The organism is Pseudomonas sp. Ors-4-3C, from assembly GCF_055755035.1.
On record NZ_CM146900.1, the window covers coordinates 4015929 to 4042815 of the forward strand.

Genomic DNA, 26887 nt, shown 5'->3' on the forward strand with positions numbered 1-26887 from the left:
CTCTGCACGCTTTTCAATCGCCGTCTTCACCGGTTTCTTCTTCGCGGCTTTCTTTGAATCCATACCTTTGGACATGATGCGTACTCCACTCACAGGGATGTAGGCTCAGGTATACACCTATCGCGCGGCGCGCGTTCTTTTATAATCGGCGCTTTGCCCGCCGCCAGTCCGATCCCATGCCCGATACCCGCTACGTCCTGCTCGACGAGCCTTTGTGGCCGTTGATGAACAAGTTTTACCGCAGCCACCAATCGTCGATGAAGGCGGTGCGCGATGCGCAGTTGTGGGTGGCCCGTCGCGAGGACATCGTTGCCGCATTGTGCTTGCGGCCGGTGGCGGGCGGACACTGGTTGACCGGGTTGTTTGTTGATCCGGGTTGCCGCGAGCAAGGGATTGCCGGGCAGTTGATCGCGGCGGCGGTGAAGGATTTGCAGCAGCCGGTGTGGCTGTTCTGTCATCCGGACTTGCGCGGGTTTTACGAGCGGCGCGGTTTCAGCTTCGATCCCGCCCTGCCCTACGCACTGGTCGAACGGTTGAGCCGGTATGCGCGGAGCAAGCCGATGATTGCGATGGGGCTGGAACCATAAAAATCAATTGTGGGAGCGGGCTTGCTCGCGAAGGCGTCGTGTCAGTCGCTGCATCAATTGACTGATACGACGCCTTCGCGAGCAAGCCCGCTCCCACATTGGGATAGAGGTGTTCTCAGGATTAGTCGTCGGCTGCGGGATCCAGATCCGGGAACATCACTTCGGTAAACCCGAACTTGCTGAAATCGGTAATCCGCGACGGATACAACCGACCGATCAGGTGATCGCACTCGTGCTGCACCACCCGCGCATGAAAGCCTGACGCCACGCGCACGATCGGTTCGCCCTTGGGATCGAACCCTTCGTAGCGAATCTGCTGATAACGATCCACCGCGCCACGCAGGCCGGGCACCGACAGGCAGCCTTCGAAGCCCTCTTCCGTCAGCGGACTCAATGGTGTGATCAGCGGATTGATCAGAATTGTCTGCGGCACTGCTTCGGCGTCCGGGTAGCGTTCGCTGTGCTCGAAACCGAAGATCACCAGTTGCAGGTCGACGCCGATCTGCGGCGCGGCCAGGCCGACGCCTCCGACACTTTCCATGGTCTGGAACATGTCATCGATCAGTTGCCACAGCTCGGGGCTGTCGAACATTTCCGGGGGCACCGGCGGAGCGATGCGCAGCAGGCGTTCATCGCCCATTTTCAGGATTTCACGGATCATGATCAGACTTCGTCGGTATTCGGTTTCAGCGACTGGTCGCGCCCAAGCCCTGAAACGTGTTGTTTGGGATGTTCATCGAGTTCGCCGGGGACTTTCTCGCCCTCGTTCTTGCCCTCGCTGGACATGTGTTCGATCACCGCGTTCATCTCCGCCCCAAGCAGCAGCACAGCGGCGGAAATATAGAAATACAGCAACAGCACGATGATCGCGCCGATGCTGCCATACATCGCGTTGTAGTTGGCGAAGGTTTTGACGTAGAACGCGAACCCCAACGAGGCCACGATCCACACCACCACCGCTAGCACCGAGCCTGGGGTGATGAAGCGGAATTCCTGTTTGACGTCGGGCATCACGTAGTAGATCAGGGCCACGGCAACCATCATCAGAATCACGATCACTGGCCAGCGGGCAATCGTCCACACGGTGACAATGAAATCTTCAAGGCCCACCTGCGCGGCAATCCAGCCCATCACTTGCGGCCCGAGCACCATCAGTGCGGCCGCCACCAGCAACATGCCGGCAATGCCGACGGTGTAGAACACCGACAGCGGAAAACGCTTCCAGATCGGCCGGCCCTCGACCACGTCGTAAGCGGCGTTCATCGCGCTCATCATCAGCCGCACGCCGGCAGATGCCGTGTACAGGGCGATGACGATACCGATCGAGAGCAAGCCGCCCTTGGACTGCTGCAACTGATCGATGACCGGGTTGACCTGTTCCAGCGCCTGCGGTGGCAGCACCAGTTCCGATTGCAGACGCAGCCAGGTGAAGAAGTCCGGCAGGTGCAGGAAACCGATCAGGGCAATCAGGAACAGAATGAACGGGAACAGCGAGAACAGCATCTGGTAGGCCAGTGCCGAGGCGTAGGTCGACATCTCGTCATCGATGAATTCAGTCACCGTGCGCACCATCACCCGGTGCAGTGGCAGACCTTTCATGTCCGGAAAAATCATTCGCGTCTCCTTTCGCCGCATTACAGGTTGAAGTCGTGGCGACTCAGGGGCGGTTTTTTACATCAAGGTAGCTCACTTGGCGACCCTTGGTGGCTCGCGCAAGCTTTTGACACAAGAACGGCCATCCCTGGATGGCCGCTCATGTGTTGCGTTCAAGACTGGATTACGCCTTGTCGACACCTTTTTTGATGGCGTCTTTGGCTTTGCCGACTGCTTGCTGGGCTTCGCCTTTTTTCTCTTGAACCTTGCCTTCGGCTTGCAGCTTGGTGTTGTCGGTGGCTTTACCGACGCCTTGCTTGACGTTGCCGACTGCTTCGTTGGCCATGCCTTTTACTTTATCGCCTGTGCTACTCATGGTGTTTCTCCTTGGTGCATTGAAGGGGAAAAGTCAGTACGTAATGATTGACTGGCCGGGTTTGCCACGAGTTTCATTTATTTTTGCCCTTCATTTCGTCGTGCCATGCAGGTTGGGCTTTATGTTTACCCCGCAAGCCCCGAGAATGCGCACCTATGGGCGCCGTGCGCCAACGATCAGATCCCGCAGGAATGTTATGAAACTCGATAAAAAGCAGGCCATTGCCCGTCGCAACCAGGAACTGGGCGGCGCTGTGCTCGGCACCAACAACTGCCACTTCGCCGAATTGAACCGCAACCGCAACATCTGGTGGTTCGACCTGCCGGTGACGCGCCTCGCCGTCGGTCAGTACGAGTGGATTCACCTGCTGATGCATACCCCGGCCACCGACGAACTGCTGCACCTGAAAGTGCCGACGGTGTTCCTACGGGAAAAGCTCGAAGGTTTGGTGATTCGCAACGAAGGCAAGCGCAAGGCCGCGTTGAGCCTGGAATTGAGTGCGGACAAGGATTCGTATCTGCAGGACATGCGTCCGGCGGGAACCAACGTGAATTTCGCGCCGTTCCGGCAGTAACCGAAAAGCTTCGCGAGCAAGCCCGCTCCCACATTTGACTGTATTCCAACTGGAGGAACGCGGTTGAATGTGGGAGCGGGCTTGCTCGCGAAGGCGGCATCACAGTCACTGCAAATCCACCACCTATTCCAATAAAAAGCCCCGCATCGGCGGGGCTTTTTGCTTTAGGCGGCGGACTTGGCCTTGATCTTCTTCAGCTCTTCGTCACGCAACTCGCGGCGCAGGATCTTGCCGACGTTGGTGGTCGGCAGCGCATCGCGGAATTCCACCGAACGCGGCACCTTGTAACCGGTGACGTTGGCGCGCATGTGCTCCATCACAGTTTCCTTGGTCAGGGTCACACCCGGTTTGGCCACGATGAAGATCTTGATCGCCTCGCCCGACTTCTCGTCCGGCACGCCGATAGCCGCGCACTGCAACACGCCCGGCAGGGTCGCCAGCACGTCTTCCAGCTCGTTCGGGTAAACGTTGAAACCGGAGACCAGGATCATGTCTTTCTTGCGATCGACAATGCGCATGTAGCCATCGGGCTGGATCAGCGCGATGTCACCGGTCTTCAACCAGCCTTCGCTGTCGAGGATCTCGTCGGTGGCTTCCTGACGCTGCCAGTAGCCCTTCATCACTTGCGGGCCCTTGACGCACAGCTCGCCGATTTCGCCCATTGGCTGCTCGACACCGGCATCGTCGATGACTTTGCACAGGGTCGACGGCACCGGAATGCCGATGGTGCCGATCTGAATGTTCTGGATCGGGTTGACCGTGGCCACCGGGCTGGTTTCGGTCATGCCGTAACCTTCGCAGATCGAGCAACCGGTCACCGCTTTCCAGCGCTCGGCCGCGGCCAGTTGCAGGGCCATGCCGCCGGACAGGGTGACTTTCAGGTTGGAGAAATCCAGCTTGCGGAAACCTTCGTTGTTGCACAGCGCGACGAACAGCGTGTTCAGACCGACAAAACCGCTGAACTTCCACTTCGACAGTTCCTTGACCATCGCCGGCAGGTCGCGCGGGTTGCTGATCAGGATGTTGTGGTTGCCGATCAGCATCATCGCCATGCAATGGAAGGTGAACGCATAGATGTGGTACAGCGGCAGCGGGGTGATCAGGATCTCGCAGCCTTCATTGAGGTTGGAGCCCATCAGCGCCTTGCACTGCAGCATGTTGGCGACGAGGTTGCGATGGGTGAGCATCGCGCCCTTGGCCACGCCGGTGGTGCCGCCGGTATATTGCAGCACCGCGACATCACCGCTGTGCGGATTGGCTTCGGCCACCGGCTGGCCCTGGCCCTTGCTCAGCACGTCGTTGAACTTGACGGCTTTGGGCAGGTGATAGGCCGGCACCATTTTCTTCACGTACTTGATCACGCTGTTGATCAGCAGGCGCTTGACCGGCGGCAGCAGGTCGGCGACTTCGGTGACGATGACGTGTTTGACGCCGGTTTTCGGCACCACGGCTTCCGCCAGGTGCGCCATGTTGGCCAGGCACACCAGGGCTTTGGCGCCGGAGTCATTGAATTGGTGTTCCATTTCCCGCGCGGTGTACAGCGGGTTGGTGTTGACCACGATCAGCCCGGCGCGGATCGCACCGAAGACGGCGACCGGGTACTGCAGAACGTTGGGCAGTTGCACGGCGATTCGATCACCGGGCTGCAAGTCGGTATGCTGTTGCAGATACGCGGCAAATGCACCGGACAATTCGTACAGTTCACCGTAGGTGATTGTCTTGCCCAGGTTGCTGAAAGCCGGTTTGTTGGCGAAGCGTTGGCAGGATTGCTTCAACACTGCCTGAATATTCGGGTACTCGTCTGGATTGATGTCGGCAGCAATTCCAGCCGGGTATTTATCCTTCCAAAAGTCTTCGATCATGGAAGCCCACTCCTCAGCAACGCGAATTCTTCACCGCATTTGATGCGATTATTATTGGTGTGTGTTTTGTATTGGTGAATCTGGCTTTCATACAGGCCGAGAAGTCACAAAGCGCGCCGAGAGTAGCAGCTTTGCCGAGGGCCGACTAGAGCCAAAAGCGGCCTTCATGGTCACTTTAATGACTCAAGACTTTCTAACAGTCATTTTAGAGCAAAAATCCTATACCAGCCTGAAAGCCCCGGTTTTCCGGGACTTCACCGCCCAAAAAGCATCGCGGGCAAGCCCGCTCCCACAAGGTTGATGGAGATCCCTGTGGGAGCGTGGCTTGCCCGCGATCCGCGCAACGCGCGGCCATTCACCGATCAGGCGATATCGCGCAACTCCCGCCGCAGAATCTTCCCGACCGGCGTCATCGGCAACGACTCACGCAGTACGATGTGTTTCGGCACTTTGTAAGCGGTGAAATTCTCTTTGCAGTACGCCTTCAGTTCCTCGAGGCTGATCCCGGTTTCCCGCGCCACCACAAACAGTTTCACCGCCTCGCCCGAACGCTCGTCCGGCACGCCGATCACCGCGCAGTTGGCGACTTTCGGGTGGGCCATGACCACATCTTCGATCTCGTTGGGGTACACGTTGAAACCGGAGACGATGATCATGTCCTTCTTGCGGTCGACGATGCGCACGAAACCGTCCGGGTCGATCACCGCGATGTCACCGGATTTGAACCAGCCCTCGGCATCCAGCACTTCGGCGGTGGCTTCGGGTTTGTGCCAGTAGCCTTTCATGATCTGCGGGCCTTTGATGCACAGCTCGCCGCGCTCGCCCATCGGCTGTTCGACACCCTCGTCATCGATGACTTTCAGCAGCGTACCCGGCACCGGCAGACCGACCGTGCCCAGGCGCGACTTGTCGCCATACGGGTTGGTGCAGGCCACCGGCGAGGTTTCGGTCAGGCCGTAACCTTCGGTGATGCGGCAACCGGTGATCTGCTCCCAGCGCTCGGCGGTGGCCTTGACCAGCGCAGTACCGCCGGAGTTGGTCAGCTTGAGGCTGGAGAAGTCCAGGGTCTTGAAGTCCGGGTGATCCATCAGCGCGACGAACAACGTATTCAGGCCGAGCAACGCCGAGAAGCGCCAGTTCTTCAGCTCCTTGATGAAGCCTGTGATGTCTCGCGGATTGGTGATCAGCACGTTGTGGTTGCCGGATACCATCATGCACATGCAATTCGCGGTGAAGGCATAGATGTGGTACAGCGGCAGTGGCGCCACCATCACCTCCTGACCTTCGCGCAGCAGCGGCTGACCGTCAGGCCCCAATTGCGCAAGACACGCGCGCACCTGCTGCATGTTCGCCACGAGGTTGCCGTGGGTCAGCATCGCGCCCTTGGCCAGGCCGGTGGTGCCGCCGGTGTATTGCAACACGGCGATGTCGTCGAGACCGACTTTCAGCGGCTTGATCCCCAGACCACGGCCCAGGCGCAGCGCACTCTTGAACGAGATCGCCTGCGGCAGCGAATAGTCCGGGACCATTTTCTTCACTTTGCTGACCGCGGTGTTGATCAGCCAGCCCTTGGCGGTGGGCATCATGTCGCCCATCTTCGCTTCGATCAGGTATTGAATCTCGGTGTCGGGCAGCACTTCCTGGACCTTCTGCCCGAACATGTTCAGGTACACCAGCGCCCGGGCACCGGAGTCCTTGAACTGGTGGCGCATCTCGCGCGCGGTGTACAGCGGGTTGGTATTGACTACGATCAGCCCGGCGCGCAAGGCGCCAAACACGGCAATCGGATACTGCAGCACATTGGGCATCTGCACCGCGATGCGATCCCCCGGCACCAGATCGGTGTGGGCTTGCAGGTAACCGGCGAATGCCGCGCTTTGGCGCTCGAGTTCCGCGTAGGTCAGGGTCACGCCCATGTTGCTGAAGGCCGGACGGTCCGCGAACTTCTTGCAGGAACGCTCAAACACCTCGATCACCGACTTGAACTCGCCCATGTCGATGTCCAGTGGTACGCCGGCGGGGCGTTTGTCATTCCAGAAATCAGGTTGCATTGTTCTTGTCCTCTTTACCTGAATCGTTCCGGGAGCCGCTTTTCTGTGGTTTCGCGCCGCCCCCTAAAGGGCAGAAAGCAAAAAGCGGAGCTTCACGGACACTAGCAGCTATGGCCAGTGAGGCAAATATGGGCGATGGCGACATTGATCGTATGAATCTTCCTGCCGTGGCGTGAGCTGATCGGACGCGCTATACAATGCTACGACTGCGGGCCGTTGCCGCTCGATAAAAGGAATTGCCATGATCCACCACGCCTTCTGGCTGGACGCGAGTGACCGCAGCCGCCTGTACGTCAACCAGTGGCTGCCATCCGCGCCATTGAAAGCGGTGATCCTGCTGGCCCACGGCATGGCCGAACACAGTGCTCGCTACGAGCGACTGGCGAATGCGTTCTGCGAGCAAGGCTACGGGGTATACGCCCCGGACCTGCGTGGCCATGGCAAAACCGCCGAACACGGGACGCTCGGGCATTTCGCCGATGACGACGGCTGGTGCAAGGTGATTGGCGACCTGGCCAGCCTCAATCAGCATATCGGCCAGCAGCATCCCGACGTGCCGATCATTCTGCTCGGACACAGCATGGGCAGCTACATCGCTCAGGGTTACCTGCTGCATCACAGCGCCAGCCTGCACGGGGCGATTCTCAGCGGTTCGAATTTCCAGCCAGTGGCGTTGTACGGTGCGGCGCGGCAGATCGCCCGTTTCGAGAAACTGCGCCAGGGCGACAAGGGCCGCAGTGCGCTGATCGAGTGGTTGTCATTCGGCTCGTTCAACAAAAAATTCAAACCGGCGCGCACGCCGTTCGACTGGCTGAGCCGCGACCCGGTCGAGGTCGACAAGTACGTCGCCGATCCGCTGTGCGGCTTTCGCTGCACCAATCAGTTATGGATCGACTTGCTCGGTGGCTTGCAGCAGATCAGCAAAGCGTCCAATCTCGCCCAGATCGACCCGGGCCTGCCGCTGCTGGTAATCGGCGGTGAATGTGATCCGGTGAGCGAAGGCAAGCGTCTGACAGATCTGGCCGAGGCGTTGCGCTCGGCCGGCAGCCAGAACCTGCAACTGCAGATCTACCCGCAGGCGCGGCACGAATTGTTCAATGAAACCAATCGCGACGAAGTGATTGCCGATGTGCTGGCCTGGATCAAACAGGCCTTGAGCCATCGTCGCCCTCAACGCAGCGAATAATTTTTTGTGGATTCACTTTAATCCGTCACAGGAATCAAGACCGATGACCCAGGTTACCAACATCCCTTACGAAGCCCTCGAAGTCGGCCAGACCGCCAGCTATAGCAAGACCGTCGAAGAGCGCGACATTCAGCTGTTCGCCGCGATGTCGGGCGACCACAACCCGGTGCACCTGGATGCCGAGTTCGCCGCGGCCAGCATGTTCAAGGAGCGTATCGCCCACGGCATGTTCAGCGGTGCGCTGATCAGCGCTGCTGTGGCGTGCGAACTGCCTGGGCCGGGCACCATCTACATCGGTCAGCAGATGAGCTTTCAGAAGCCAGTGAAAATTGGCGACACCCTGACCGTGCGCCTGGAAATCCTCGAGAAGCTGCCGAAGTTTCGCGTACGCATCGCCACTCGCGTGTTCAACCAGCGTGATGAACTGGTAGTGGATGGCGAGGCCGAAATTCTGGCGCCGCGTAAACAACAGACCGTGACCCTGCCGACTCTGCCGGCGATCAGCATCGGCTGATCATCAGGTACACAAAAAACAAAAGTGGGAGCGGGCTTGCTCGCGAAGCAGTTATGTCAGCAACATCATCGTTGCATGACACAGCGCTTTCGCGAGCAAGCCCGCTCCCACAGTTTTCCCAGCGTGGCTTACGAACGAGCGCGAGCCTGGTTACGCAGGGCTTTCACTTGGTCGTGATTGCGTTGTACGCCGTGGTACTGACGCTCGACCAGGTCACGAATACCCACGAGGCTGTGCTTGTTGATTTTCTCGATGGCTTCACGATAAGCCTTCAGCGCATGGTCTTCACCGCGCTCGGCTTCGTTGAGCACCGCTTCTTCATCTTTGCCCGTGAACATGGCTTTGACGTCGACCCAGCGACGGTGCAGGTCACCGCTGACGCTGGTGGAAGTTTCCGGATCACCGCCCAGTTTACGTACTTCAGCCTGCAGTTCAGCGGCGGCAGTCGCGCAATCGGCAGAACGGGTCACGAACAGGGTTTTCAGTTCTGGATGCTTGATGTCTTCAGCGCAAGTCTTGAACCCTTCCTGACCGTCTTTGCAGGTTTCGATCAGGTCGTTCAGTACAGAGATGGCTTCTTTATTCATGTCAGTCATTTTTCAATTCCTTGCGGTTGGTTGAAGATGCAAGAGTTATTGCAGTGTGCGTGCCAGCTTTTTCAAAAATAAATATCACTTAAAAATCAACAACTTAAAGATAGTTGAACTATCTGTATCACGGTTATTTGCATGAACTGTCATTTGGCCTGCATGCAGAATGCCTGTATTTTCCAGACTGTTTCGACCCCAGATGATTGCCACTGATGAATCCTGAAAAGCTTGAACTACTGATCACCCGTGAAATGCCCTTCGGCAAGTACAAGGGCCGGATCATTGCCGACCTGCCAGAGCCTTATCTGAACTGGTTTGCCCGCGAAGGCTTTCCTCACGGCGAACTCGGCGGACTGCTGGCGCTGATGCAGGAAATCGACCATAACGGCCTGTCGGACCTGCTCGAACCGCTACGCGCCAAACACGGCAAACCTGCCCCGCGCCACTGAAGCGCCCTCCTCCCCCAGAGCCTCGACCATGCCTGACAACACCCGCCGCGCCCGTGACGAAGCTTTCTGGCAAACCTTCGCCGATCGCTACGAAGCGCAGACCGGCCCGCTGAACCTGGAGAACGGTTACTTCGGACGCATGTCGCGCACGGTGATCGAGGACTACCAGCGCAACATCGAAATGATCAACACCAGCAACTCGGTGTATGTGCGCCAACGTTTTGAACAGTACGACAGCCTCGACATCCGTGCGCAACTGGCCGAGTTGATCGGCGTGCGCGCGCAGAGCGTGGCCTTCACCCGCAACGCCAGCGATGCGCTGCAGTCGCTGATCCGTAATTACAATCGCCTGATACCCGGCGATCAGGTGCTGATCAGCGACCTGGAATACGACACCGTCAAAGGCGCCATGCGCTGGCTGGCGCGGCATCGCGGCGTCGATGTGATCGAGATCAACCATGCGCATCCGGCCAGTTTCGACAGTCTGCTGGACAGCTACCGCGAAACCTTCATCCGCTATCCGAAACTCAAACTGATGGCCCTGACCCACGTCACCCACCGCACCGGGCTGGTGATGCCGGTGCAGGCCATCGCCGCGCTGGCGAAACAACACGGCGTGGACATCATCCTCGACGGCGCTCACGCCCTCGGCCAGATCGACTTCAATCTCGAAGCAATGGGCATCGCCTTCGCCGGCTTCAACCTGCACAAGTGGATCGGCGCACCGCTGACCCTGGGCTTTCTGTACATCGCGCCACAGCGGCTGGCCGACATCGACCCGGACATGGGCGAAATGCACTTCCCCGCCAGCGATATCCGCGCGCGCACACCGTACAGCACGCCGAACATTCCGGCACTGATGACCCTGCCGCTGGTATTCGAGGAGCACCGTTCACTCGGGGGCGCCGCAGCCAAAGGCGCACGGCTCAATTACCTGCGCAACCTGTGGGTCAGCGCGGTGCGGCACTTGCCAGGGATCGAGGTCATGACCCCGGACGATCCGCGCCTGTATTGCGGGATCACCTCGATGCGTTTCACTCGCCACGCCGATCAACAGGCAATGGTCGAGCGCCTGCTCAACGAGTACAACCTGTTCACTGTGGTGCGCAACGGCGCAGCGAGCGGGCCGAGCATCCGCATCACCCCGGGACTGACCACCACCGCCGATGACATGCAGTTGCTGACCCGCGCGCTCAACGAACTGCGCTGATCGCTCACACGGTGTACTTGTCGAAGTCCTCGGGTTTGATCTGCGACGAGGCGGCAAAGGTGTCGATGCCGATGGTCAGGTGGCCGAAGAAACCGTCCTCGTGAGAGTCTCGGCCGATCGGCCACACGGTCAGCGTCGAATCTTCGCCGCCCATGTTGCTGTAGTAGCTGTCATCGGCGTTGTTCAAGGGTGCCGAGGCACGCCCGCGATAGTCCCGGGCATTGAGCACCGAGCGTGATACCACTTCGGGGAAATACAGCTGGCCGACCCAGGCCACGTTGCGCTCCGCCAGAAATTCAGTGCCGGCGACAATGCGCACTGCCACATGAATGTGCAGCGCTCGCCCGGCATAGAACCCCGGATAGATCGTGGTGAATCGTGCCCGTCCCTGTTGATCGCAGAACTGGCTGCCGCGCAGGTAGGTGTCATTGTCGGTACGCGGCACTGAACCGACGGCATCGGAATCGACCTCCAGATCCGGATTGATCCGGCTCCAACCCGAATAGGCGCCCCGTGCATTGCAGTGCCAGATGTCCACCAGCGCCCCGCTCACCGGCTCGCCGGTCATCGCGTCGACGATGCTCAGGCGCAACAGCAAGGGCAGCCCTTCGGCGCCTTCGCTGATGTTGCGACGCAGCAGTTTTGGATTGCGGAAATACGGCCCGGCGATCTGTTCGGGGGCCAACTGATAGATCGATGATGACGGTGCGGTTGAAGTATCTCGTTCCATGACGCGTTCTCTCTTCCATAAGAGAACGCAGATTAACGGTGCACGAGCGCCGCAGTGCGGTAACTATGTATCGCGCCATTTCTCGGGGCAAAAAAAAACGGTGCACCGACCAAGCGCACCGTAAAGCCGTAGAACACACAACGAAGTGTCAGGTAAAACGTTTAGTCCAGCAGCGCCAGGGCCTCGGCGGTGCATTCCTGAATGCGCGCCCAATCGCCGTTCTTGATCCACTCGGGATCGAGCATCCAGCTGCCGCCCACGCACATGACGTTTTTCAGCGCCATGTAACTCTTGATGTTGGCCGGGCCGACGCCACCGGTCGGGCAGAATTTCACTTCGCCGAACGGGCCGCCGAGGGCCTTGATGGCTGCCACGCCGCCGCTGACTTCCGCCGGGAACAGCTTGAAGCGGCGATAACCCAGGCCATAGCCTTCCATGATGCCGGAGGCGTTGCTGATGCCGGGCAACAGCGGAATCGGGCTGTCGACGCTGGCTTCGAGCAGGTCACGGGTGATGCCCGGGGTGACGATGAACTGCGAACCCGCCGCTTCTGCCGCCGCGAGCATGTTGCGATCCAGTACGGTGCCGGCACCGGTCACCAGCTCCGGACGCTGTTCACGCAGGATCTGGATCGCCTTGAGCCCGAACTGCGAACGCAGGGTCACTTCCAGCGCGGTCAGGCCACCGGCGGCCAGCGCGTCGGCCAATGGCAGCACGTCCTGTTCACGGGCGATGGTGATCACTGGCAGGATCCGCGCCTTGGCGCAGAGGCTGTCGATCAGGGCAACTTTGTCCGCCATGGAAACGGTCGGGGATGGATTTTTCATAGCGGCTGATCCTTGGCTCATGGGCACCAGTAAATCTCTAACGTAGGTTGCAGAAACGCGCGTACCGGCATGGCCGCGACGTCGTCGGATGCCAGCGCGGCATTCAGGGTGGTCAGTTTCGACTGACCGGAAATCGACAGAATCTTGTGCTTTGCCGAAGCCAGCAGCGCGCGGCTCATGGTCAGGCGTTGACGCGGCACGCTCGGCGCCAGCATCGGCCAGCAGCGACGAGTGCCGTCGATCTGCAAGGCTTCGGTCAGGTTCGGGCTGTCGGGGAACAGCGACGCGGTGTGACCGTCATCACCCATGCCCAGCACCAGCACGTCGATCGGCGGCAACTCGGCCAGCAGCCGATCGGCGTGCTCCGCAGCCTGCTCGACGTTGGCCGCCGCGCTATAAAGGCTTAAGAACGTTGCCTTGGCCGCCGGCCCTTTGAGCAGATACTGCTTGAGCAGGCCGGCATTGCTGTCGGCATGCTCCACCGGCACCCAGCGCTCGTCGGCAAGGGTCACGACGACCTTCGACCAGTCCAGCTCCTGCTTGGCCAGGTGCTGGAAAAACGCCACCGGACTGCGACCGCCAGAGACCACCAGCACCGCGTTGCCGCGTGCAGCGATGGCATCGCTCAGCTGCTTGGCGACATTCAGCGCCAGACCTTCAGCCAACAGCACCGGGCTCTTGAATGGGTGAGCGTGCACGCCCGCAGGCAGTTTCACATCAGATATCGCCATACCACGACCTCCCGTCCCGCGTGATCAGTGCAATCGAGCTCATCGGCCCCCACGACCCGGCCGCATACGGCTTGGGCGCGTCACCGGATTTTTTCCAGCCGGCGATCAACTGGTCACACCACTTCCACGCGGCTTCGATTTCATCTTTACGGACAAACAGGTTCTGATTGCCGTTCATCACTTCCAGCAACAACCGCTCGTAGGCATCGGGGATCCGTGCGCTGCGCCAGGTGTCGGAGAAATTCAGTTGCAGCGGCCCGCTGCGCAGTTGCATGCCCTTGTCCAGGCCCTGCTCCTTGGTCATCACACGCAAGGAAATGCCTTCGTCCGGTTGCAGACGGATGATCAGTTTGTTGCTGATCTGCAGACGTTGTTCCGGCGCAAAGATGTAGTGCGACGGTTCCTTGAAGTGGATGACAATCTGCGACAGCTTCTGCGGCATGCGCTTGCCGGTACGCAGGTAGAACGGCACGCCGGCCCAGCGCCAGTTGCGGATGTCGGCACGCAGGGCGACGAAGGTTTCGGTGTCGCTCTGGGTGTTGGAATTCGGTTCTTCGAGGTAACCCGGAACGGATTTGCCTTCGCTGTGGCCGGCGATGTACTGGCCGCGCACTACCTGAGTGGTCAGGCCTTCCGGGCTGATCGGTGCCAGCGCCTTGAGCACTTTGACCTTTTCGTCACGGATGCTGTCGGCTGACAGGTCGGCCGGCGGGTCCATGGCGATCAGGCACAGCAGCTGCAACAGGTGATTCTGGATCATGTCGCGCAGTTGGCCGGCCTTGTCGAAATAGCCCCAACGGCCTTCGATGCCGACCTTCTCGGCCACGGTGATTTCCACGTGGGAGATGTAATTCTGGTTCCACTGGGTTTCGAACAGGCTGTTGGCGAAACGCAGGGCGATCAGGTTCTGGACGGTCTCTTTGCCCAGGTAGTGGTCGATGCGGTAGGTGCGGTTCTCCGGGAAGAACTGCGCCACGGCGTCGTTCACTTTGCGCGAGGATTCCAGATCGGAGCCGATCGGCTTTTCCAGCACCACACGGGTGTTTTCTGCCAGACCGACTTTCGCCAGGTTCTCGCAGATCGCGCCGTACACCGCTGCTGGTGTGGCGAAGTAGGCAATCATGCGTTGCGTGGTGCCGGCGGCTTCGGCCAGCGCCACATAGTCTTCAGCCTTGAGGAAGTCGACGTGCAGGTAGCTCAGGCGCGCCAGAAAGCGCTCGGCCACGGCCTCGTCCAGCTCTTTGCCGACGTAACGGCGCAATTCGGCGGCGATGAACGCCATGTGCTGCTGCTCAGAGCCGGGTTCACGGGCCAGCGCGATGATGCGCGTGTCTTCGTGCAACAGGTCGGCGCCATCGAGGTGATAGAGGGCAGGAAACAGCTTGCGCAGGGCCAGATCGCCCAGAGCGCCGAACAAGGCAAAGGTGCACGGTTCAACCGTAATCGAAGGCATGATGTTTGTTCTTTTATCAAGTTAAGCTACAAATACCTTTTTTCAAGGCATCACTCAAGGGAAAATGTAGTAATAACCACAACATTTTCGCAAAATACAGATTCCGAGTGGTGGTCGGTCGGAGCCATCAGTAGGATAGGCCACCGTTACGGGCCATATCAAAGGCCCAATTTGCATAGCCCGGCGCACCTTTGCGCAGGTGAATTAGGAATTCCATATGGACCGCGTGCGAAATTTACTGGAACAGATCCAGAGTCGCCTTGAAGAGCTGAACAAGGCCGAACGCAAAGTCGCCGAGGTGATCCTGCTCAACCCGCAGCAGGCCACCCGCTTCAGCATCGCCGCCCTCGCCCAGGCCGCATCGGTGAGCGAGCCGACGGTCAACCGCTTCTGCCGTTCGTTCGGTGTCAGCGGCTACCCTGAACTCAAGCTGCAACTGGCGCAAAGCCTGGCCAGTGGCGCGGCATATGTCAGCCGCGCGGTGGAGGCCGATGACAATCCCGAGGCCTACACGCAGAAGATTTTCGGCAGCGCCATCGCTTCGCTGGACAGTGCTTGTCAGGCGCTCGATCCGAACCTGATCAGCCGCGCCGTCGACCTGTTGATTCAGGCCCGACAGATTCACTTCTTCGGCCTCGGCGCTTCGGCGCCGGTGGCGCTGGATGCGCAGCACAAGTTCTTCCGTTTCAACCTCGCCGTCACCGCCCATGCGGATGTGCTGATGCAGCGGATGATTGCTTCGGTGGCGCACACCGGTGAGCTGTTCGTGATCATTTCCTATACCGGCCGCACCCGCGAGCTGGTGGAAGTGGCGCGCATCGCCCGGGAGAACGGCGCTTCGGTGCTGGGCCTGACCGCCGAGAATTCGCCGCTGGCCAAGGCCAGCACCCTGAGCCTGAACATTCCGCTGCCGGAAGACACCGACATCTATATGCCGATGACCTCGCGGATCATTCAGTTGACCGTGCTGGATGTGCTGGCGACCGGCATGACCTTGCGCCGTGGGGTGGATTTCCAGCCGCATCTGCGCAAGATCAAAGAGAGCTTGAATGCGAGCCGGTATCCGGTGGGTGACGAGTTCAACTGATCCAGAATTTAGGCTGATTGATCCGGCCTCTTCGCGAGCAAGCCCGCTCCCACAGGTGATCGGGTTCCTTCAATTGGAATGCCATCTACTGTGGGAGCGGGCTTGCTCGCGAAGGCGTCAGCCGACTCACCACAAATCTAGGCCGCAGCCCACGCCTGCAAACTCAAATGCGCCTTCTCCCCCGGCGCCAGATGCAGGCTGTCGGTGCCCCCCGCCGCCGCTTCGACACAGACAAACTCCGTCACTTCATCCCAACTCACGCCCAACAGCGGTCGCGAGCCGGGATGCCAGACCACGGTGTCTCCGCTGTCACCGGTATCGATGCACAACTCGCGCTGCCAAGCGTGATCCTTGAGCTGCAATTCGCCGTCGTGCTGGAACACCCGCTGACAACCACCATCGACGCGCAACTCGCCTTCCTGCTGGCAGGACTGGCGGCTCAACTGGTCGTAACCTTGCGCGCCTTCGAGGCCAGACAGCGCTATCTCACCGACATCGCCAATACGCCAGTAAGCGTGCAAAGCCTGGCTCAACTGGCACGGCATGTCGTCCTGATGCTCGGTGCTCAGGCGTAATTCCATGCGTTCACCGAGGTGCGCGTGCAGGTCGACCTGCCAGTCGCACAACTGCAATTGCCAGTGCAGGCGCACGCCATCTTCGGCGCTGCTGCTGTCGAGCAGCTTCCAGTCGAGCAGTCGTGCCCAGCCATGGGATGGCCAGGCGTTTTCGCTCGGATGGCGGCCATACCACGGCCAGCACACCGGCACGCCGCCACGAATGGCGCCAACGTGCGGCCACTTCGCCGCGCACCACAACCACGGTTTCTGCCCGCGTGGCTGAAAGTGCAGCAACTGCGCGCCCTGGCGACTGAACACCGCCTGACACAGCGGATGGTCGATCACCAGCACATCGCGCATCTGATAGCGCTCCCAGGCAAACACCGGTCGTTCGCGCAGGGATTTGAAGAAGCGTTGCAGCGGATGCTCATGCATTGGCCACGGTCCTGAAAATCATGGGTGTACTCAACAATCCACATTGCTCTTGTGGCGAGGGAGCTTGCTCCCGCTGGGCTGCGAAGCGGCCCCGAAACCTTTCACTGCGGTGTGTCATTTAAACCTCATCATCAGGATTTACGACTGCTGCGCAGCCGAGCGGGAGCAAGCTCCCTCGCCACAAATGGGTACGACACAAACCTTGTATACGAGTGTCGCAAAAAAAAGCGGACAGCCTTGGCTGTCCGCAAATATGCGCACATAGAGAGGAGCTTATCGCAGACGCGTTAGAACACCGACTGAATTTTCAGGCCAGCGACCAAAGCGTTGTCCACTGCATCAACACCACCCGGGTGAGTGATGTACTGCAGGTTAGGACGCACCGTCAGCCAGTTGGTGACGTGGAAGCCGTAGTTGATCTCGTAGTTGTATTCGGTATCACGAATCGGCGAGAACACCGGATTGTCGTAGTCCGAAACACCGTTGGAAGCGTTCAGCAGTTCGGCGTTTTTCTTCACGTCATCGTTGACGTGGATACGCGCCGCGCCGATGCCGACGTCATCCTTCGGACGCGCGTCGAACGGGCCTTTGTAGACAAACATCACCGACTGGTAGTTGTCGATGAAGTTGGTGTCCTTGTCGTGGAACGTGGCGTTGGCCGCAATGTTCAGACCGCGCGAGGCATCACCGTTATGGCTGGTGAGTTGCTGTTGCGCGACGAACCAGTAGCCGTGTTTGCTGCTGTGTACACGGTAAGCGTCACCGGTGGTTGCCGCGTCATTGCCGTTGGCGTCTTTGAGTACGTCGTTGGCGTCAGCCGTGCTCTTGTAGTAACCGATACGGTATTCGCCCGGCAGGCTGTTGACCTTCGGCGACCAGACCAGCTCGACGGGCAATACGGTACCGGCAGTACCGCTGCCGCTGAGCTTGAAGCCGTTGCCGTGTTCCAGTTGCGACGGGTTCTGGTTGTACGCACCGATCTGCGCGTAGAGCTCGTCGTTGATGTTGTACTTGACGCGGATCGCGGCCTGGCTGACTGGCCAGTTGTACCAGATGTTGGTCGCCCAGTTACCGACCTGCGAACCGCAGAACGCCAGGTTCTGGAAGTCGCACGGGAAGGTGTTGAAGTCTTCGCCTTCGCCGAAGTAACCGGCCTTGACGTCGAGCTTGTTGTCAAAGAACTGGTGCTGAATCCACAACTGGGTCAGACGCACCATGTGGCCACGACCGTAGACTTCCTGCGAGGACGACAAGGTGCCGGCACGCGGATCGCCAACACGGTCGTTGGAGATGTTTTCGCCATTACGATTGGTCAGCTGGATCTTCGCCTGGGTGTTATCCCAGCCGAGCAGTTTCTGCAGATCCAGCGCCGCGCCGAGACCAAACTGATCGCTGTAACGTGCAGTCTTGTCGTCGTTGTAGCCGCCGTGCAGGTTGCCGCCAACTTCACCGACATAGTCCATCTTGATGTCGATACCCTGCTCGATCAGCTTGGTACGCTCGCCACCCCAGTCGCCGGTCATCCATTTCGAATCGGAGCTGAATGCATCGTCAGCCATTGCATTGCCGGCCAGCACCAATGCCGCCGCAGCTGACACTTGGCAGATCAACCGGGCATTGACGTGTTTCTTTTTCATCCCTACATCCTCGTCTTTATTGTTATTAACTGTTTTTTTCCAACGTGGTTTACATAAAAAGTGCGGCGAACGACAGGCCGAACACCACTTTTCCCCTGTGGGAGCGGGCTTGCTCGCGAAGGCGTCATCTCAGTCGCCATATGTGCTGCCTGACACTCCGTTTTCGCGAGCAAGCCCGCTCCCACATTTTTGATCTTCAGCGACCCTTGAATTGCGCCACGTTCGCCGACCGCGCTTCGGTCTGCGCCTGACCCGCAACGCCCAGACGCTCGCCAGTCTTGGCATCGAACAACAACACTTTCGACGGATCGAATTGCAGTGTCAGAGTCTCGCCCACCTGCGGTGCCACGTCGGGTGCCAGGCGGCAGCAGACCTTGGTTTCATTCAGGTTGACGAACACCAGGGTGTCCGGACCGGTCGGTTCGGTGACCTGCACTTCGGCCTTGATGCTCGGCAGGCCATTGCCCTCGCCGTTTGCCAGAACGATCTGTTCCGGGCGCAGGCCGAGGATCACTTCGCGATCCTCAAGACCGGCGTCCTGCATGCTCATCGGCAACTCGCAACGGGCCTGGCCGCTGTCGAGCAGCGCCAGCAGACGACCGTCCTTGCGTTGCAGGCGCAGCGGAATGAAGTTCATCGGCGGTGAACCGATGAAGCTCGCCACGAACAGGTTGGCCGGGTCGTTGTAGATCTCTTTCGGCGTGCCGAACTGCTGGATGATCCCGTCCTTCATCACCGCCACTTTGTCACCCAGGGTCATCGCTTCGATCTGGTCGTGGGTCACGTAGACCGTGGTGGTTTTCAGGCGCTGGTGCATCAGTTTCATTTCGGTGCGCATCTCGACGCGCAGCTTGGCGTCGAGGTTGGACAGCGGTTCGTCGAACAGATAGATCTTCGGCCGACGCGCCAGTGCCCGGCCCATCGCCACACGCTGTTGCTGACCACCGGAGAGCTGACCCGGCTTGCGGTTGAGCAGGTGTTCGATCTGCAGCAGCTTGGCCACGCGCGCGACTTCTTCGTCGATCGCCGACTGGCTCATCTTGCGAATTTTCAGACCGAACTCGATGTTCTCGCGCACGCTCATGGTCGGGTACAGCGCGTAGGACTGGAACACCATGGCGATGTCACGATCCTTCGGGCTCATGCCGCTGACGTCCTGATCGCCGATCATGATCGCGCCACCCGTGATGGTCTCGAGGCCGGCGATGCAGTTCATCAGGGTCGACTTGCCGCAGCCCGACGGGCCGACCAGGATCAGGAACTCACCGTCCTTGATCGACAGTTCGATGTTCTTCAGGGTGTCCGGCAGGCCGGCACCGTAGGTCTTGTTGACGTTGCGAAGTTCGAGCGTTGCCATGATTACCCCTTGACTGCGCCGGCCGTCAGCCCGCGCACGAAATACTTGCCTGCGACCACATAGACCAGCAGGGTCGGCAGGCCGGCGATCATCGCCGCTGCCATATCCACGTTGTATTCCTTGGCCCCGGTGCTGGTGTTGACCAGGTTGTTCAGCGCCACCGTGATCGGTTGCGAATCACCGCTGGAGAACACCACACCGAACAGGAAGTCGTTCCAAATCTGGGTGAACTGCCAGATCAGGCAGACCATGATGATCGGGGTCGACATCGGCAGAATGATCCGCCGGAAAATCGTGAAGAAACCCGCGCCATCCAGACGCGCAGCCTTCACTAGCGCATCGGGAATACTCACGTAGTAGTTACGGAAGAACAGCGTAGTAAACGCCAGACCATAGACTATGTGGACGAACACCAGCCCCGTCGTGGTGCTGGCCAGGCCCATCTTGCCGAGGGTGAACGACGCTGGCAGCAGCACGGTCTGGAACGGCAGGAAGCAGCCGAACAGCAGCAGACCGAAGAACAGCTGCGAACCACGGAAGCGCCACATCGACAACACGTAACCGTTCAGCGCGCCGATGGCGGTGGAGATGACCACGGCCGGCACGGTGATCTTGATCGAGTTCCAGAAGTAACCGTCAACCGTGGCCCAGGCCTTGACCCAGCCGATGCCGCTGACCACGGTCGGCCAGCTCAGCAGGTTGCCGGTGCTGATGTCTTCCGGGGTCTTGAAGCTGGTCAGCAGCATCACCACCAGCGGAATCAGGTACAGCAGGACCGCGAGGATCAGCACCGCGTAGATCGCGACGCGACTCAGGCTGAAGGCGGGTTTGGCAGCAAGACTAGTCATGACGCTTGGTCCTCAGCTCGGAGTACAGGTAAGGCACGATGATCGCGAGAATCGCACCGAGCATCAGAATCGCACTGGCCGAGCCCATGCCCATCTGGCCGCGACTGAAGGTGAAGGAATACATGAACATCGCCGGCAGGTCGGAGGAATAACCCGGGCCACCCGCCGTCATCGCCGCGACCAGGTCGAAGCTCTTGATCGCGATGTGCGCCAGAATCATTACCGCACTGAAGAACACCGGACGCAGGCTTGGCAGCACCACTTTCCAGTAGATGGTCGGCATGCTCGCGCCATCGATCTGTGCGGCACGGATGATCGACTGATCAACGCCACGCAGGCCGGCGAGGAACATTGCCATGATGAAGCCCGAGGCTTGCCACACAGCAGCGATCACCAGGCAGTACACCACACGATCCGGGTCGATCAGCCAATCCAGACGGAAGCCTTCCCAGCCCCAGTCACGCAACAATTTGTCCAGGCCCATGCCCGGGTTGAGCAGCCATTTCCACGCGGTACCGGTGACGATCATCGAGAGCGCCATCGGGTACAGGTAAATGGTGCGGATAAAGCCTTCGCGACGGATGCGCTGGTCGAGGAACACCGCCAACAGCACGCCGATCACCAGGGTGATGCCAATGAACATGCCACCGAACACCGCGAGGTTCTTGCTCGCGACCCACCAGCGATCGTTGTCGAACAGCCGGGCGTATTGCGCCAGCCCGGCCCACTTGTAGTTAGGCAGAAACGTCGAGGTGGTGAACGACAGCACGAACGTCCACAGGATGTAGCCATAGAAGCCCACCAGCACGATGAACATGCTCGGCGCCAGCACCAGTTTCGGTAGCCAGCGCTGCAGTGCATCGAACGGCGAGGCTTTGCTGAACACAGCAACAGAACTCATGGGGAAATCCAGTACGAGGGTAGAAAATTCACACGCTTTCCCCTTGTGGGAGCGAGCTTGCTCGCGAAGGCGTCCTGTCAGTTGATATTGCGATTGCCTGACACTCCGCTTTCGCGAGCAAGCTCGCTCCCACAGGGGCTGCGGTGCTGATGCTTATTTGGCCGACTGAACCGCCGCGCCCAGCTTCTTGGCCGCATCGGCCGGATCGGCTTTCGGGTCGTTGATGTAGTTGGTCACCACATCAAAGAACGCGCCCTGCACCGCCAGCGTGGTCGCCATGTTGTGCGCCATGCTCGGCTGCAGGCCGCCCGTCTTGGCGTCTGCCAGGAAGTCCTTGGCAGCGGTCTGCGCGCAGGAGTCGAAACCGAGCTTGTCCATGTTGTTCAACATGTCGTTACGCACCGGGATCGAGCCTTTGTTGATGCTGAAGACTTTCTGGAAGTTTTCACCCAGCACCACTTTGGCGATGTCCTGCTGACCAGCCGCAGTGCCTTTGTCTTTCTGCTTGAACACCGCCAGGGAGTCGATGTTGTAGGTGAACGCCTTGTCGGTGCCCGGGAAGGCTACGCACTCGTAATCCTTGCCGGCGACTTTCTTGGCGGCGGTCCATTCGGACTTGGCCCAGTCACCCATGATCTGCATGCCGGCCTTGCCGTTGATGACTTTGGCCGCTTCCAGGTTCCAGTCCTGGCCTTTGCCGTCCTGGTCCATGTAGGTCGCGACTTTCTTCAGCTCGGTCAGCGCCTTGACCATTTCCGGACCGGTCAGCGCTTTGTTGTCCAGATCGACCAGGGCTTTCTTGTAACCATCAACGCCCATGACCGAGAGCACCACGGCTTCGAACACGGTGCTGTCCTGCCAAGGCTGACCGCCGTGGGCGAGCGGGATGAAGCCCGCAGCCTTGAGCTTGTCGCCAGCGGCGTAGAATTCTTCGAGGGTGGTCGGGTTTTTGGTGATGCCGGCTTTCTTGAAGACTTCCGGGTTGATCCACAGCCAGTTCACGCGGTGAATGTTCACCGGTACGGCCACGTAATCACCGTCGTACTTCACGGTATCGGAGACTTTCTTGTCGAGCAGGCTGTCCCACTTCTCTTCTTTGGCCACGTCTTTCAGGACGTCGGTGTCGAGCAGACCGGTGGAGGCCCACTCCTGAATGTCCGGGCCTTTGATCTGGGCGACGCCCGGCGGGTTGCCGGCAACCGCACGGCTTTTCAGTACGGTCATGGCCGTGGCACCGCCACCGCCGGCGACAGCGCCGTCTTTCCAGGTAAAGCCGTCTTTTTCGACTTGGGCCTTGAGCACATCGACAGCGGCTTTTTCGCCACCAGACGTCCACCAGTGCACGACTTCGACCGAACCTTTGGATTCGGCAGCGGACACACTGAGGGGCAGAATTGCGAGCGGGAACAGGGAGGCGACAGAAATGACAGTAGCGAGGCGAGAAATCGCATTCATCTGAGATGTACCTTTCTTGTTGTTATGCATGCAAGTCTGGTGCTTGCGCTGCACAGGAGTTTAAACAGGGCGTTTCCCCCCGCAGGTAACGAAGGGACGCGCAAATGTCACCACATGGTTACACAGGAACGGACCGAGATAATTGCGCCAGAGCCGTTGCCATACTCGGTGACAAGGGTAGACGAGGAATCAGCACTGCTTGCCAGGCGTGATACAGATCCGGCTTGCCGGCCCAGATATCGGCACTCGGGCGGTTCTGCGGATCGAGTTCGTGATGCCAGCTGCCGTCGCAGCGATCGATGAAATACATCTCGCAGAATTCCCAGAACTGGCGGTACCAGATTTCGTATTGCTGATCGCCAGTGCGTTTGAGCAAGGCACTGGCGGCGGCGCTGGCCTCGGCATGGGTCCAGTGCAAACGGTGACGCACAACGGCTTTGTTGTCCCAGTCGAGGGTGTAGACGATCCCCGGGGCGCCATCGACGTCCCAGCCGTTTCGGCAGTTCTGTTCGAAGAGTTTTTGCGCATCGGTCGCCAGCCAGCCCGGCGTGAGCATCCCGGCCTGGACCCGCGCCGCTTCGAGGTGCAGCAACAGCCGCGCCCACTCGAAACCGTGGCCCGGCGTGGTGCCGTAAGGGCGGAAGCCATCGGCGGGATTGTCGTGGTTGTACTCGCGCAGCGGTTGCCAGTCGCGATCGAAGTGTTCGATGACCATGTAGCCATTGGCGGCGGCGTGACCGTGAATCACTCGCTCGACGATGCGTTGCGCACGCACCAGCCAGCGCGGGTCTTCGGTGACATCGGCCAGCGCGAGGAATGCTTCAGTGGCGTGCATGTTGCTGTTGGCGCCGCGATAGGCTTCTTCTTCGCGCCAGTCGCGATTGAAGAATTCGCGCATCGCGCCCTCTTCTTCGCTCCAGAAATAGGTGTCGATGATGTCGATCGCATCATCCAGCAGCGCCTGGGCGCCGGGACGTTGCGCAACCACCGCAGAACTGGCCGCGAGCGCAACGAAAGCATGCAGATAGGCGTTCTTGCCGGTGTTGCCGTCGCGATGTTCGGCGACCGCAAACCAGCCACCGTGCAGCGCATCCCGCAGCGGCCCGCGCAACGCCGCGATGCCGTGATCGACCAGTTCGGCAAACCCCGGCAGCCCCTGAATATGGGCCATGGCGAAACTGTGGGTCATGCGCGCGGTGTTCATGGTTTCGGCCTGCGCGTTCGCCGGCAAACGGCCGCGCTCGTCGAGGTTGCCGAAACCTTCGGGCAGTCTGGAAGCCTTGGCGAATGCCAGCAGACGCAGGCCTTCGTCGGCGAGCCATTGCTGGTGAGCCGGGGCGTTCAGCCAACTGCTGAAGCCTGGGTGGAAATCCATAGGTGGCCTTTTTTGTTGTTATGACTGCGGGGAGTCTAAACAACGGGCCGCGGTGGGCTTGTAACGAAGGGGGCGGGTTTTGTCACCAGCCTGTGACATAGATCAGAAGTGAAACCTGTGGCGAGGGAGCTTGCTCCCGCTGTGGCGCGAAGCGGCACCCAAAAGACGGCCTGCTGCGCAGTCCAGCGGGAGCAAGCTCCCTCGCCACAGGGGTGGTATCAGTCAACACTGCGCGGCAACTGCAACGTCACCCGCAACCCACCCTCACGCAGATTCTGCAACGTCACTTCACCGCCATGGCTGTGAGCGATGTTGCGCGCAATGCCCAGGCCCAGCCCATAACCCTGCTGCTGCCCGGCCAGGCGAAAGTGCGGCTCGAACACCTGCTCCAAGCGCTGCTCCGGCACGCCCGGGCCTTCATCGTCGACGTGCAGGACAAACGCGCGCTCATCGTCATCGATGTGCAGATGCGCGTTCTGCCCGTACTTCAGCGCATTGTCGATCAGGTTGCCGATGCAGCGCTTCAACGCCAGAGGCTTGCCCGGATACGCCGCCAGCGCCTTGCCTTGCTGGGTCACGCGGCCATTGCCGTTGGGCGCCAGATACGGCTCCACCAGACAATCGAGCACATGATTGAGATCCACCGGCTCGATGTTCTCGTGGATGTCGGTGTCTTTCACACATTGCAGCGCGCCTTTGACCAGCAGCTCCAGTTCATCCAGATCGCGACCGAACTTGGCTTGCAGCGTCTCGTCTTCGAGCAGTTCGACGCGCAGGCGCAGACGAGTGATTGGCGTGCGCAGGTCATGGGAAATCGCGCTGAACAACTGGCTGCGTTCGGTCAGGTAACGGCTGATGCGCTCGCGCATGGTGTTGAACGCACGGCCCACTTCCACCACTTCACTGCCGCCGCCCTCGGCCACCGGCTCGACATCGGCGCCCAGCGACAGATCCCGCGCCGCCCGGGCCAGACGCTTGAGCGGCCGGCTCTGCCAGTGCACCAGCAAGCCGATGAACAGCAGCAAAAAGCCGCTGGTAAGGACGATGAACCACACCTGCTGCGCCGGCAGGCCTTGCTCTTCGAGGCTGGTGTAGGGTTCGGGCAACAACGATGCGATGTACAGCCATTCGCCCGGCGCCATCTGAATCTGCGTCACCAGCACCGGCGGATTCACCGGTTCCAGGGTCAACGCGTAATGCGCCCACGAGCGCGGCAGCTCATCGAGTTTCAGCCCGGCATTGAAGATCCGCAGATCCTCGGGGCTGACGAAGGTCACCGAGATATCAGTGTCATGGCCCAGCGACTGACGCAGCACTTCGTCCACGGCCTCGATCACCGCCGCCTTGCGCGGGGTGATCGGCAGCACGTCCATACCCAGCGGCTTGTCGTTGAGCGTCACCACAAAACGGGTGCCGCCCATGCTGCGCAACTGGTCGAGTACCAGCGGCCGATACGCCACCGGCAACGAGCGAAAATAACTGACGCTGGCGGTCATCGAATGAGCGAGGCTGCGGGCGCTGGTGACCAGGCCTTCGAGCTGGGTGGCGCGCAGTTGCGAGACCCAGATCACGCTCGACAACGTCTGCGCGAACAGCACCGCCAACAGGGTCAACAGCAGCATCCGCCCGAGCAGCGAACGCGGCACCGGGACCTTGCTGGCGAGCCTGCGCAGCGACTCAGTGACCATTGCCGGCAACCACATTGGCTGCCAGTTGGTAGCCGCTGCCGCGCACGGTGCGGATCAGTCGTGGCGGTTTTTCCGTGTCGCGCAGACGTTGGCGCAAGCGGCTGACGGCCATGTCGACAATCCGGTCGAGCGGCATCAGGTCGCGGCCACGGGTGGCGTTGCCGATGGTGTCGCGGTCGAGGATTTCCTGCGGATGGTCGAGAAACAGCTTCAGCAGCGCGAAGTCGGCACCGGAGAGAATCACTTCTTCGCCGTCGGTGTGGAACAGTCGATGGCTGACCATGTCCAGCCGCCACTCGTCGAACGCCAGCACGTCGCTGCCGCTGCGCTCCTGACCGAACTGGGCACGTCGCAACAGCGCCTTGATTCGGGCTTGCAGCTCGCGGGGACTGAAGGGTTTGCCGAGGTAGTCATCAGCGCCGAGCTCCAGCCCGATCACGCGGTCGGCTTCGTCGGAACTGGCGGTCAGCATGATGATCGGCACCTGCGCCTGACGCGGATGCTGGCGCACCCAGCGGCACAGGCTGAAACCGTCTTCGTCGGGCAGCATCACATCGAGGATCACCAGATCGCTGGGCGCCTCGTTGAGTGCCTGGCGAAAACTGGCGCCATCGGCTGTGGCCCGCACCTGGAACCCGGCGCGGGTCAGGTAGGTTTCCAGCAACTCGCGTATTTCCTGGTCGTCATCGACCAACAATATCGACTTGTTGACTGAGCTCACTTCGAAGGCATCCTTGTTGTTGGAATTGGGGCGGATTATGCCTTAAGCATCGAACTTGCAAACACCATAGAACCACTGTGGGAGCGGGCTTGC

Annotated in this window: 26 protein-coding genes; 7 read left to right on the forward strand and 19 right to left on the reverse strand. The window is 60.0% G+C overall.

Annotated features, from left to right (window positions below; genetic code table 11):
* Positions 1-176 precede the first annotated feature (176 nt).
* Positions 177-587: a GNAT family N-acetyltransferase gene (locus ACVHNU_RS18130; protein WP_473017997.1), complete on the forward strand. Its 411-nt coding sequence runs from the start codon at positions 177-179 to the stop codon at positions 585-587.
* A 121-nt stretch (positions 588-708) separates the two neighbouring features.
* On the opposite strand, the gene def is transcribed toward ACVHNU_RS18130, so the two are convergent.
* The 3 genes from def to ACVHNU_RS18145 form a co-directional block, all read right to left on the reverse strand.
* The gene (gene def, locus ACVHNU_RS18135; protein ID WP_103522058.1) at positions 709-1248 is read right to left on the reverse strand and encodes a peptide deformylase; all 540 of its coding nucleotides are present in this window, start codon (positions 1246-1248) and stop codon (positions 709-711) included.
* Between the two features lie 2 nt (positions 1249-1250).
* Positions 1251-2201: a YihY/virulence factor BrkB family protein gene (locus ACVHNU_RS18140; protein WP_003227406.1), complete on the reverse strand. Its 951-nt coding sequence runs from the start codon at positions 2199-2201 to the stop codon at positions 1251-1253.
* Between the two features lie 163 nt (positions 2202-2364).
* On the reverse strand, positions 2365-2556 hold the full coding sequence (locus tag ACVHNU_RS18145; protein WP_003227408.1) for a CsbD family protein: 192 nt from the start codon (positions 2554-2556) through the stop codon (positions 2365-2367).
* 196 nt (positions 2557-2752) lie between these two features.
* Between ACVHNU_RS18145 and ACVHNU_RS18150 the strand changes: the two genes are divergently transcribed.
* Positions 2753-3130 (forward strand): hypothetical protein, encoded by a 378-nt coding sequence (locus ACVHNU_RS18150; RefSeq protein WP_007969330.1) that lies wholly within the window; start codon positions 2753-2755, stop codon positions 3128-3130.
* A 164-nt stretch (positions 3131-3294) separates the two neighbouring features.
* On the opposite strand, the gene fadD1 is transcribed toward ACVHNU_RS18150, so the two are convergent.
* Both fadD1 and fadD2 read right to left on the reverse strand, forming a co-directional pair.
* Positions 3295-4992: a long-chain-fatty-acid--CoA ligase FadD1 gene (fadD1, locus tag ACVHNU_RS18155; RefSeq protein WP_226499555.1), complete on the reverse strand. Its 1698-nt coding sequence runs from the start codon at positions 4990-4992 to the stop codon at positions 3295-3297.
* A 362-nt stretch (positions 4993-5354) separates the two neighbouring features.
* Positions 5355-7043, reverse strand: a complete 1689-nt coding sequence (fadD2, locus tag ACVHNU_RS18160; RefSeq protein ID WP_473017998.1) for a long-chain-fatty-acid--CoA ligase FadD2 — start codon at positions 7041-7043, stop codon at positions 5355-5357.
* 241 nt (positions 7044-7284) lie between these two features.
* On the opposite strand from fadD2, the gene ACVHNU_RS18165 reads away from it, so the two are divergent.
* Both ACVHNU_RS18165 and ACVHNU_RS18170 read left to right on the forward strand, forming a co-directional pair.
* Entirely contained in the window at positions 7285-8229 is a 945-nt protein-coding gene (locus ACVHNU_RS18165) for a lysophospholipase (protein ID WP_473017999.1), read from the forward strand.
* 43 nt (positions 8230-8272) lie between these two features.
* The gene (locus tag ACVHNU_RS18170) at positions 8273-8743 is read left to right on the forward strand and encodes a MaoC family dehydratase (protein ID WP_003227420.1); all 471 of its coding nucleotides are present in this window, start codon (positions 8273-8275) and stop codon (positions 8741-8743) included.
* Positions 8744-8871: 128 nt separating this feature from the next.
* Here ACVHNU_RS18170 and ACVHNU_RS18175 read toward each other — a convergent pair whose 3' ends face one another.
* Positions 8872-9339: a ferritin-like domain-containing protein gene (locus tag ACVHNU_RS18175; RefSeq protein WP_103522061.1), complete on the reverse strand. Its 468-nt coding sequence runs from the start codon at positions 9337-9339 to the stop codon at positions 8872-8874.
* A 206-nt stretch (positions 9340-9545) separates the two neighbouring features.
* Here ACVHNU_RS18175 and ACVHNU_RS18180 point away from each other — a divergent pair, with 206 nt between their 5' ends.
* Complete coding sequence (locus ACVHNU_RS18180; protein ID WP_473018000.1) at positions 9546-9782, forward strand: DUF3820 family protein; 237 nt, start codon at positions 9546-9548, stop codon at positions 9780-9782.
* Between the two features lie 28 nt (positions 9783-9810).
* Positions 9811-10992 carry an aminotransferase class V-fold PLP-dependent enzyme gene (locus tag ACVHNU_RS18185; protein WP_003227427.1) on the forward strand — a complete coding sequence of 394 codons (1182 nt, stop codon included), beginning with the start codon at positions 9811-9813 and terminating at the stop codon, positions 10990-10992.
* A gap of 4 nt (positions 10993-10996) precedes the next feature.
* On the opposite strand, the gene ACVHNU_RS18190 is transcribed toward ACVHNU_RS18185, so the two are convergent.
* The 4 genes from ACVHNU_RS18190 to zwf all read right to left on the reverse strand — a co-directional run bounded on the left by ACVHNU_RS18190 (position 10997) and on the right by zwf (position 14733).
* The gene (locus ACVHNU_RS18190; protein ID WP_473018001.1) at positions 10997-11722 is read right to left on the reverse strand and encodes an intradiol ring-cleavage dioxygenase; all 726 of its coding nucleotides are present in this window, start codon (positions 11720-11722) and stop codon (positions 10997-10999) included.
* 161 nt (positions 11723-11883) lie between these two features.
* Positions 11884-12549: a bifunctional 4-hydroxy-2-oxoglutarate aldolase/2-dehydro-3-deoxy-phosphogluconate aldolase gene (locus tag ACVHNU_RS18195; protein ID WP_003227433.1), complete on the reverse strand. Its 666-nt coding sequence runs from the start codon at positions 12547-12549 to the stop codon at positions 11884-11886.
* 17 nt (positions 12550-12566) lie between these two features.
* On the reverse strand, positions 12567-13280 hold the full coding sequence (pgl, locus tag ACVHNU_RS18200; protein ID WP_003227435.1) for a 6-phosphogluconolactonase: 714 nt from the start codon (positions 13278-13280) through the stop codon (positions 12567-12569).
* Positions 13267-14733 carry a glucose-6-phosphate dehydrogenase gene (zwf, locus tag ACVHNU_RS18205; protein ID WP_003227440.1) on the reverse strand — a complete coding sequence of 489 codons (1467 nt, stop codon included), beginning with the start codon at positions 14731-14733 and terminating at the stop codon, positions 13267-13269. The genes pgl and zwf overlap by 14 nt, the downstream gene beginning before the upstream one ends.
* A 226-nt stretch (positions 14734-14959) precedes the next feature.
* Between zwf and ACVHNU_RS18210 the strand changes: the two genes are divergently transcribed.
* Complete coding sequence (locus ACVHNU_RS18210) at positions 14960-15820, forward strand: MurR/RpiR family transcriptional regulator (RefSeq protein WP_169842436.1); 861 nt, start codon at positions 14960-14962, stop codon at positions 15818-15820.
* 137 nt (positions 15821-15957) lie between these two features.
* Here the strand turns inward: ACVHNU_RS18210 and ACVHNU_RS18215 are convergent, their stop codons facing one another.
* From ACVHNU_RS18215 to ACVHNU_RS18255, 9 genes are all read right to left on the reverse strand, one after another.
* On the reverse strand, positions 15958-16812 hold the full coding sequence (locus ACVHNU_RS18215; protein WP_007969321.1) for a D-hexose-6-phosphate mutarotase: 855 nt from the start codon (positions 16810-16812) through the stop codon (positions 15958-15960).
* A 287-nt stretch (positions 16813-17099) separates the two neighbouring features.
* A complete protein-coding gene (locus tag ACVHNU_RS18220) occupies positions 17100-18449 on the reverse strand; it encodes a carbohydrate porin (RefSeq protein ID WP_103486264.1) in 1350 nt (449 codons plus the stop codon).
* 196 nt (positions 18450-18645) lie between these two features.
* A complete protein-coding gene (locus tag ACVHNU_RS18225; protein WP_027612564.1) occupies positions 18646-19806 on the reverse strand; it encodes an ABC transporter ATP-binding protein in 1161 nt (386 codons plus the stop codon).
* A gap of 2 nt (positions 19807-19808) precedes the next feature.
* Positions 19809-20654, reverse strand: coding sequence for a carbohydrate ABC transporter permease (locus tag ACVHNU_RS18230; protein ID WP_003227450.1), 846 nt, complete (start codon positions 20652-20654; stop codon positions 19809-19811).
* Positions 20647-21555, reverse strand: a complete 909-nt coding sequence (locus ACVHNU_RS18235) for a carbohydrate ABC transporter permease (RefSeq protein ID WP_003227452.1) — start codon at positions 21553-21555, stop codon at positions 20647-20649. Before ACVHNU_RS18235 ends, ACVHNU_RS18230 begins: the two co-directional genes overlap by 8 nt.
* Before the next feature lie 153 nt (positions 21556-21708).
* The gene (locus ACVHNU_RS18240) at positions 21709-23010 is read right to left on the reverse strand and encodes an ABC transporter substrate-binding protein (protein WP_262142138.1); all 1302 of its coding nucleotides are present in this window, start codon (positions 23008-23010) and stop codon (positions 21709-21711) included.
* Between the two features lie 118 nt (positions 23011-23128).
* Positions 23129-24385: a D-mannose isomerase gene (locus ACVHNU_RS18245; protein ID WP_473018003.1), complete on the reverse strand. Its 1257-nt coding sequence runs from the start codon at positions 24383-24385 to the stop codon at positions 23129-23131.
* Between the two features lie 218 nt (positions 24386-24603).
* Positions 24604-26073, reverse strand: coding sequence for an ATP-binding protein (locus ACVHNU_RS18250; RefSeq protein WP_400498440.1), 1470 nt, complete (start codon positions 26071-26073; stop codon positions 24604-24606).
* The gene (locus ACVHNU_RS18255; protein WP_003227460.1) at positions 26063-26794 is read right to left on the reverse strand and encodes a response regulator; all 732 of its coding nucleotides are present in this window, start codon (positions 26792-26794) and stop codon (positions 26063-26065) included. Before ACVHNU_RS18255 ends, ACVHNU_RS18250 begins: the two co-directional genes overlap by 11 nt.
* Between the last annotated feature and the right edge of the window lie 93 nt (positions 26795-26887).

Excerpts from the sequence above, each read along its gene's own strand:
- ACVHNU_RS18130 (WP_473017997.1), top strand. The coding sequence starts at position 177 with ATGCCCGATACCCGCTACGTCCTGCTCGACGAGCCTTTGTGGCCGTTG.
- def (WP_103522058.1), bottom strand. The coding sequence starts at position 1,248 with ATGATCCGTGAAATCCTGAAAATGGGCGATGAACGCCTGCTGCGCATC.
- ACVHNU_RS18140 (WP_003227406.1), bottom strand. The coding sequence starts at position 2,201 with ATGATTTTTCCGGACATGAAAGGTCTGCCACTGCACCGGGTGATGGTG.
- ACVHNU_RS18145 (WP_003227408.1), bottom strand. The coding sequence starts at position 2,556 with ATGAGTAGCACAGGCGATAAAGTAAAAGGCATGGCCAACGAAGCAGTC.
- ACVHNU_RS18150 (WP_007969330.1), top strand. The coding sequence starts at position 2,753 with ATGAAACTCGATAAAAAGCAGGCCATTGCCCGTCGCAACCAGGAACTG.
- fadD1 (WP_226499555.1), bottom strand. The coding sequence starts at position 4,992 with ATGATCGAAGACTTTTGGAAGGATAAATACCCGGCTGGAATTGCTGCC.
- fadD2 (WP_473017998.1), bottom strand. The coding sequence starts at position 7,043 with ATGCAACCTGATTTCTGGAATGACAAACGCCCCGCCGGCGTACCACTG.
- ACVHNU_RS18165 (WP_473017999.1), top strand. The coding sequence starts at position 7,285 with ATGATCCACCACGCCTTCTGGCTGGACGCGAGTGACCGCAGCCGCCTG.
- ACVHNU_RS18170 (WP_003227420.1), top strand. The coding sequence starts at position 8,273 with ATGACCCAGGTTACCAACATCCCTTACGAAGCCCTCGAAGTCGGCCAG.
- ACVHNU_RS18175 (WP_103522061.1), bottom strand. The coding sequence starts at position 9,339 with ATGACTGACATGAATAAAGAAGCCATCTCTGTACTGAACGACCTGATC.
- ACVHNU_RS18180 (WP_473018000.1), top strand. The coding sequence starts at position 9,546 with ATGAATCCTGAAAAGCTTGAACTACTGATCACCCGTGAAATGCCCTTC.
- ACVHNU_RS18185 (WP_003227427.1), top strand. The coding sequence starts at position 9,811 with ATGCCTGACAACACCCGCCGCGCCCGTGACGAAGCTTTCTGGCAAACC.
- ACVHNU_RS18190 (WP_473018001.1), bottom strand. The coding sequence starts at position 11,722 with ATGGAACGAGATACTTCAACCGCACCGTCATCATCGATCTATCAGTTG.
- ACVHNU_RS18195 (WP_003227433.1), bottom strand. The coding sequence starts at position 12,549 with ATGAAAAATCCATCCCCGACCGTTTCCATGGCGGACAAAGTTGCCCTG.
- pgl (WP_003227435.1), bottom strand. The coding sequence starts at position 13,280 with ATGGCGATATCTGATGTGAAACTGCCTGCGGGCGTGCACGCTCACCCA.
- zwf (WP_003227440.1), bottom strand. The coding sequence starts at position 14,733 with ATGCCTTCGATTACGGTTGAACCGTGCACCTTTGCCTTGTTCGGCGCT.
- ACVHNU_RS18215 (WP_007969321.1), bottom strand. The coding sequence starts at position 16,812 with ATGCATGAGCATCCGCTGCAACGCTTCTTCAAATCCCTGCGCGAACGA.
- ACVHNU_RS18220 (WP_103486264.1), bottom strand. The coding sequence starts at position 18,449 with ATGAAAAAGAAACACGTCAATGCCCGGTTGATCTGCCAAGTGTCAGCT.
- ACVHNU_RS18225 (WP_027612564.1), bottom strand. The coding sequence starts at position 19,806 with ATGGCAACGCTCGAACTTCGCAACGTCAACAAGACCTACGGTGCCGGC.
- ACVHNU_RS18230 (WP_003227450.1), bottom strand. The coding sequence starts at position 20,654 with ATGACTAGTCTTGCTGCCAAACCCGCCTTCAGCCTGAGTCGCGTCGCG.
- ACVHNU_RS18235 (WP_003227452.1), bottom strand. The coding sequence starts at position 21,555 with ATGAGTTCTGTTGCTGTGTTCAGCAAAGCCTCGCCGTTCGATGCACTG.
- ACVHNU_RS18240 (WP_262142138.1), bottom strand. The coding sequence starts at position 23,010 with ATGAATGCGATTTCTCGCCTCGCTACTGTCATTTCTGTCGCCTCCCTG.
- ACVHNU_RS18245 (WP_473018003.1), bottom strand. The coding sequence starts at position 24,385 with ATGGATTTCCACCCAGGCTTCAGCAGTTGGCTGAACGCCCCGGCTCAC.
- ACVHNU_RS18250 (WP_400498440.1), bottom strand. The coding sequence starts at position 26,073 with ATGGTCACTGAGTCGCTGCGCAGGCTCGCCAGCAAGGTCCCGGTGCCG.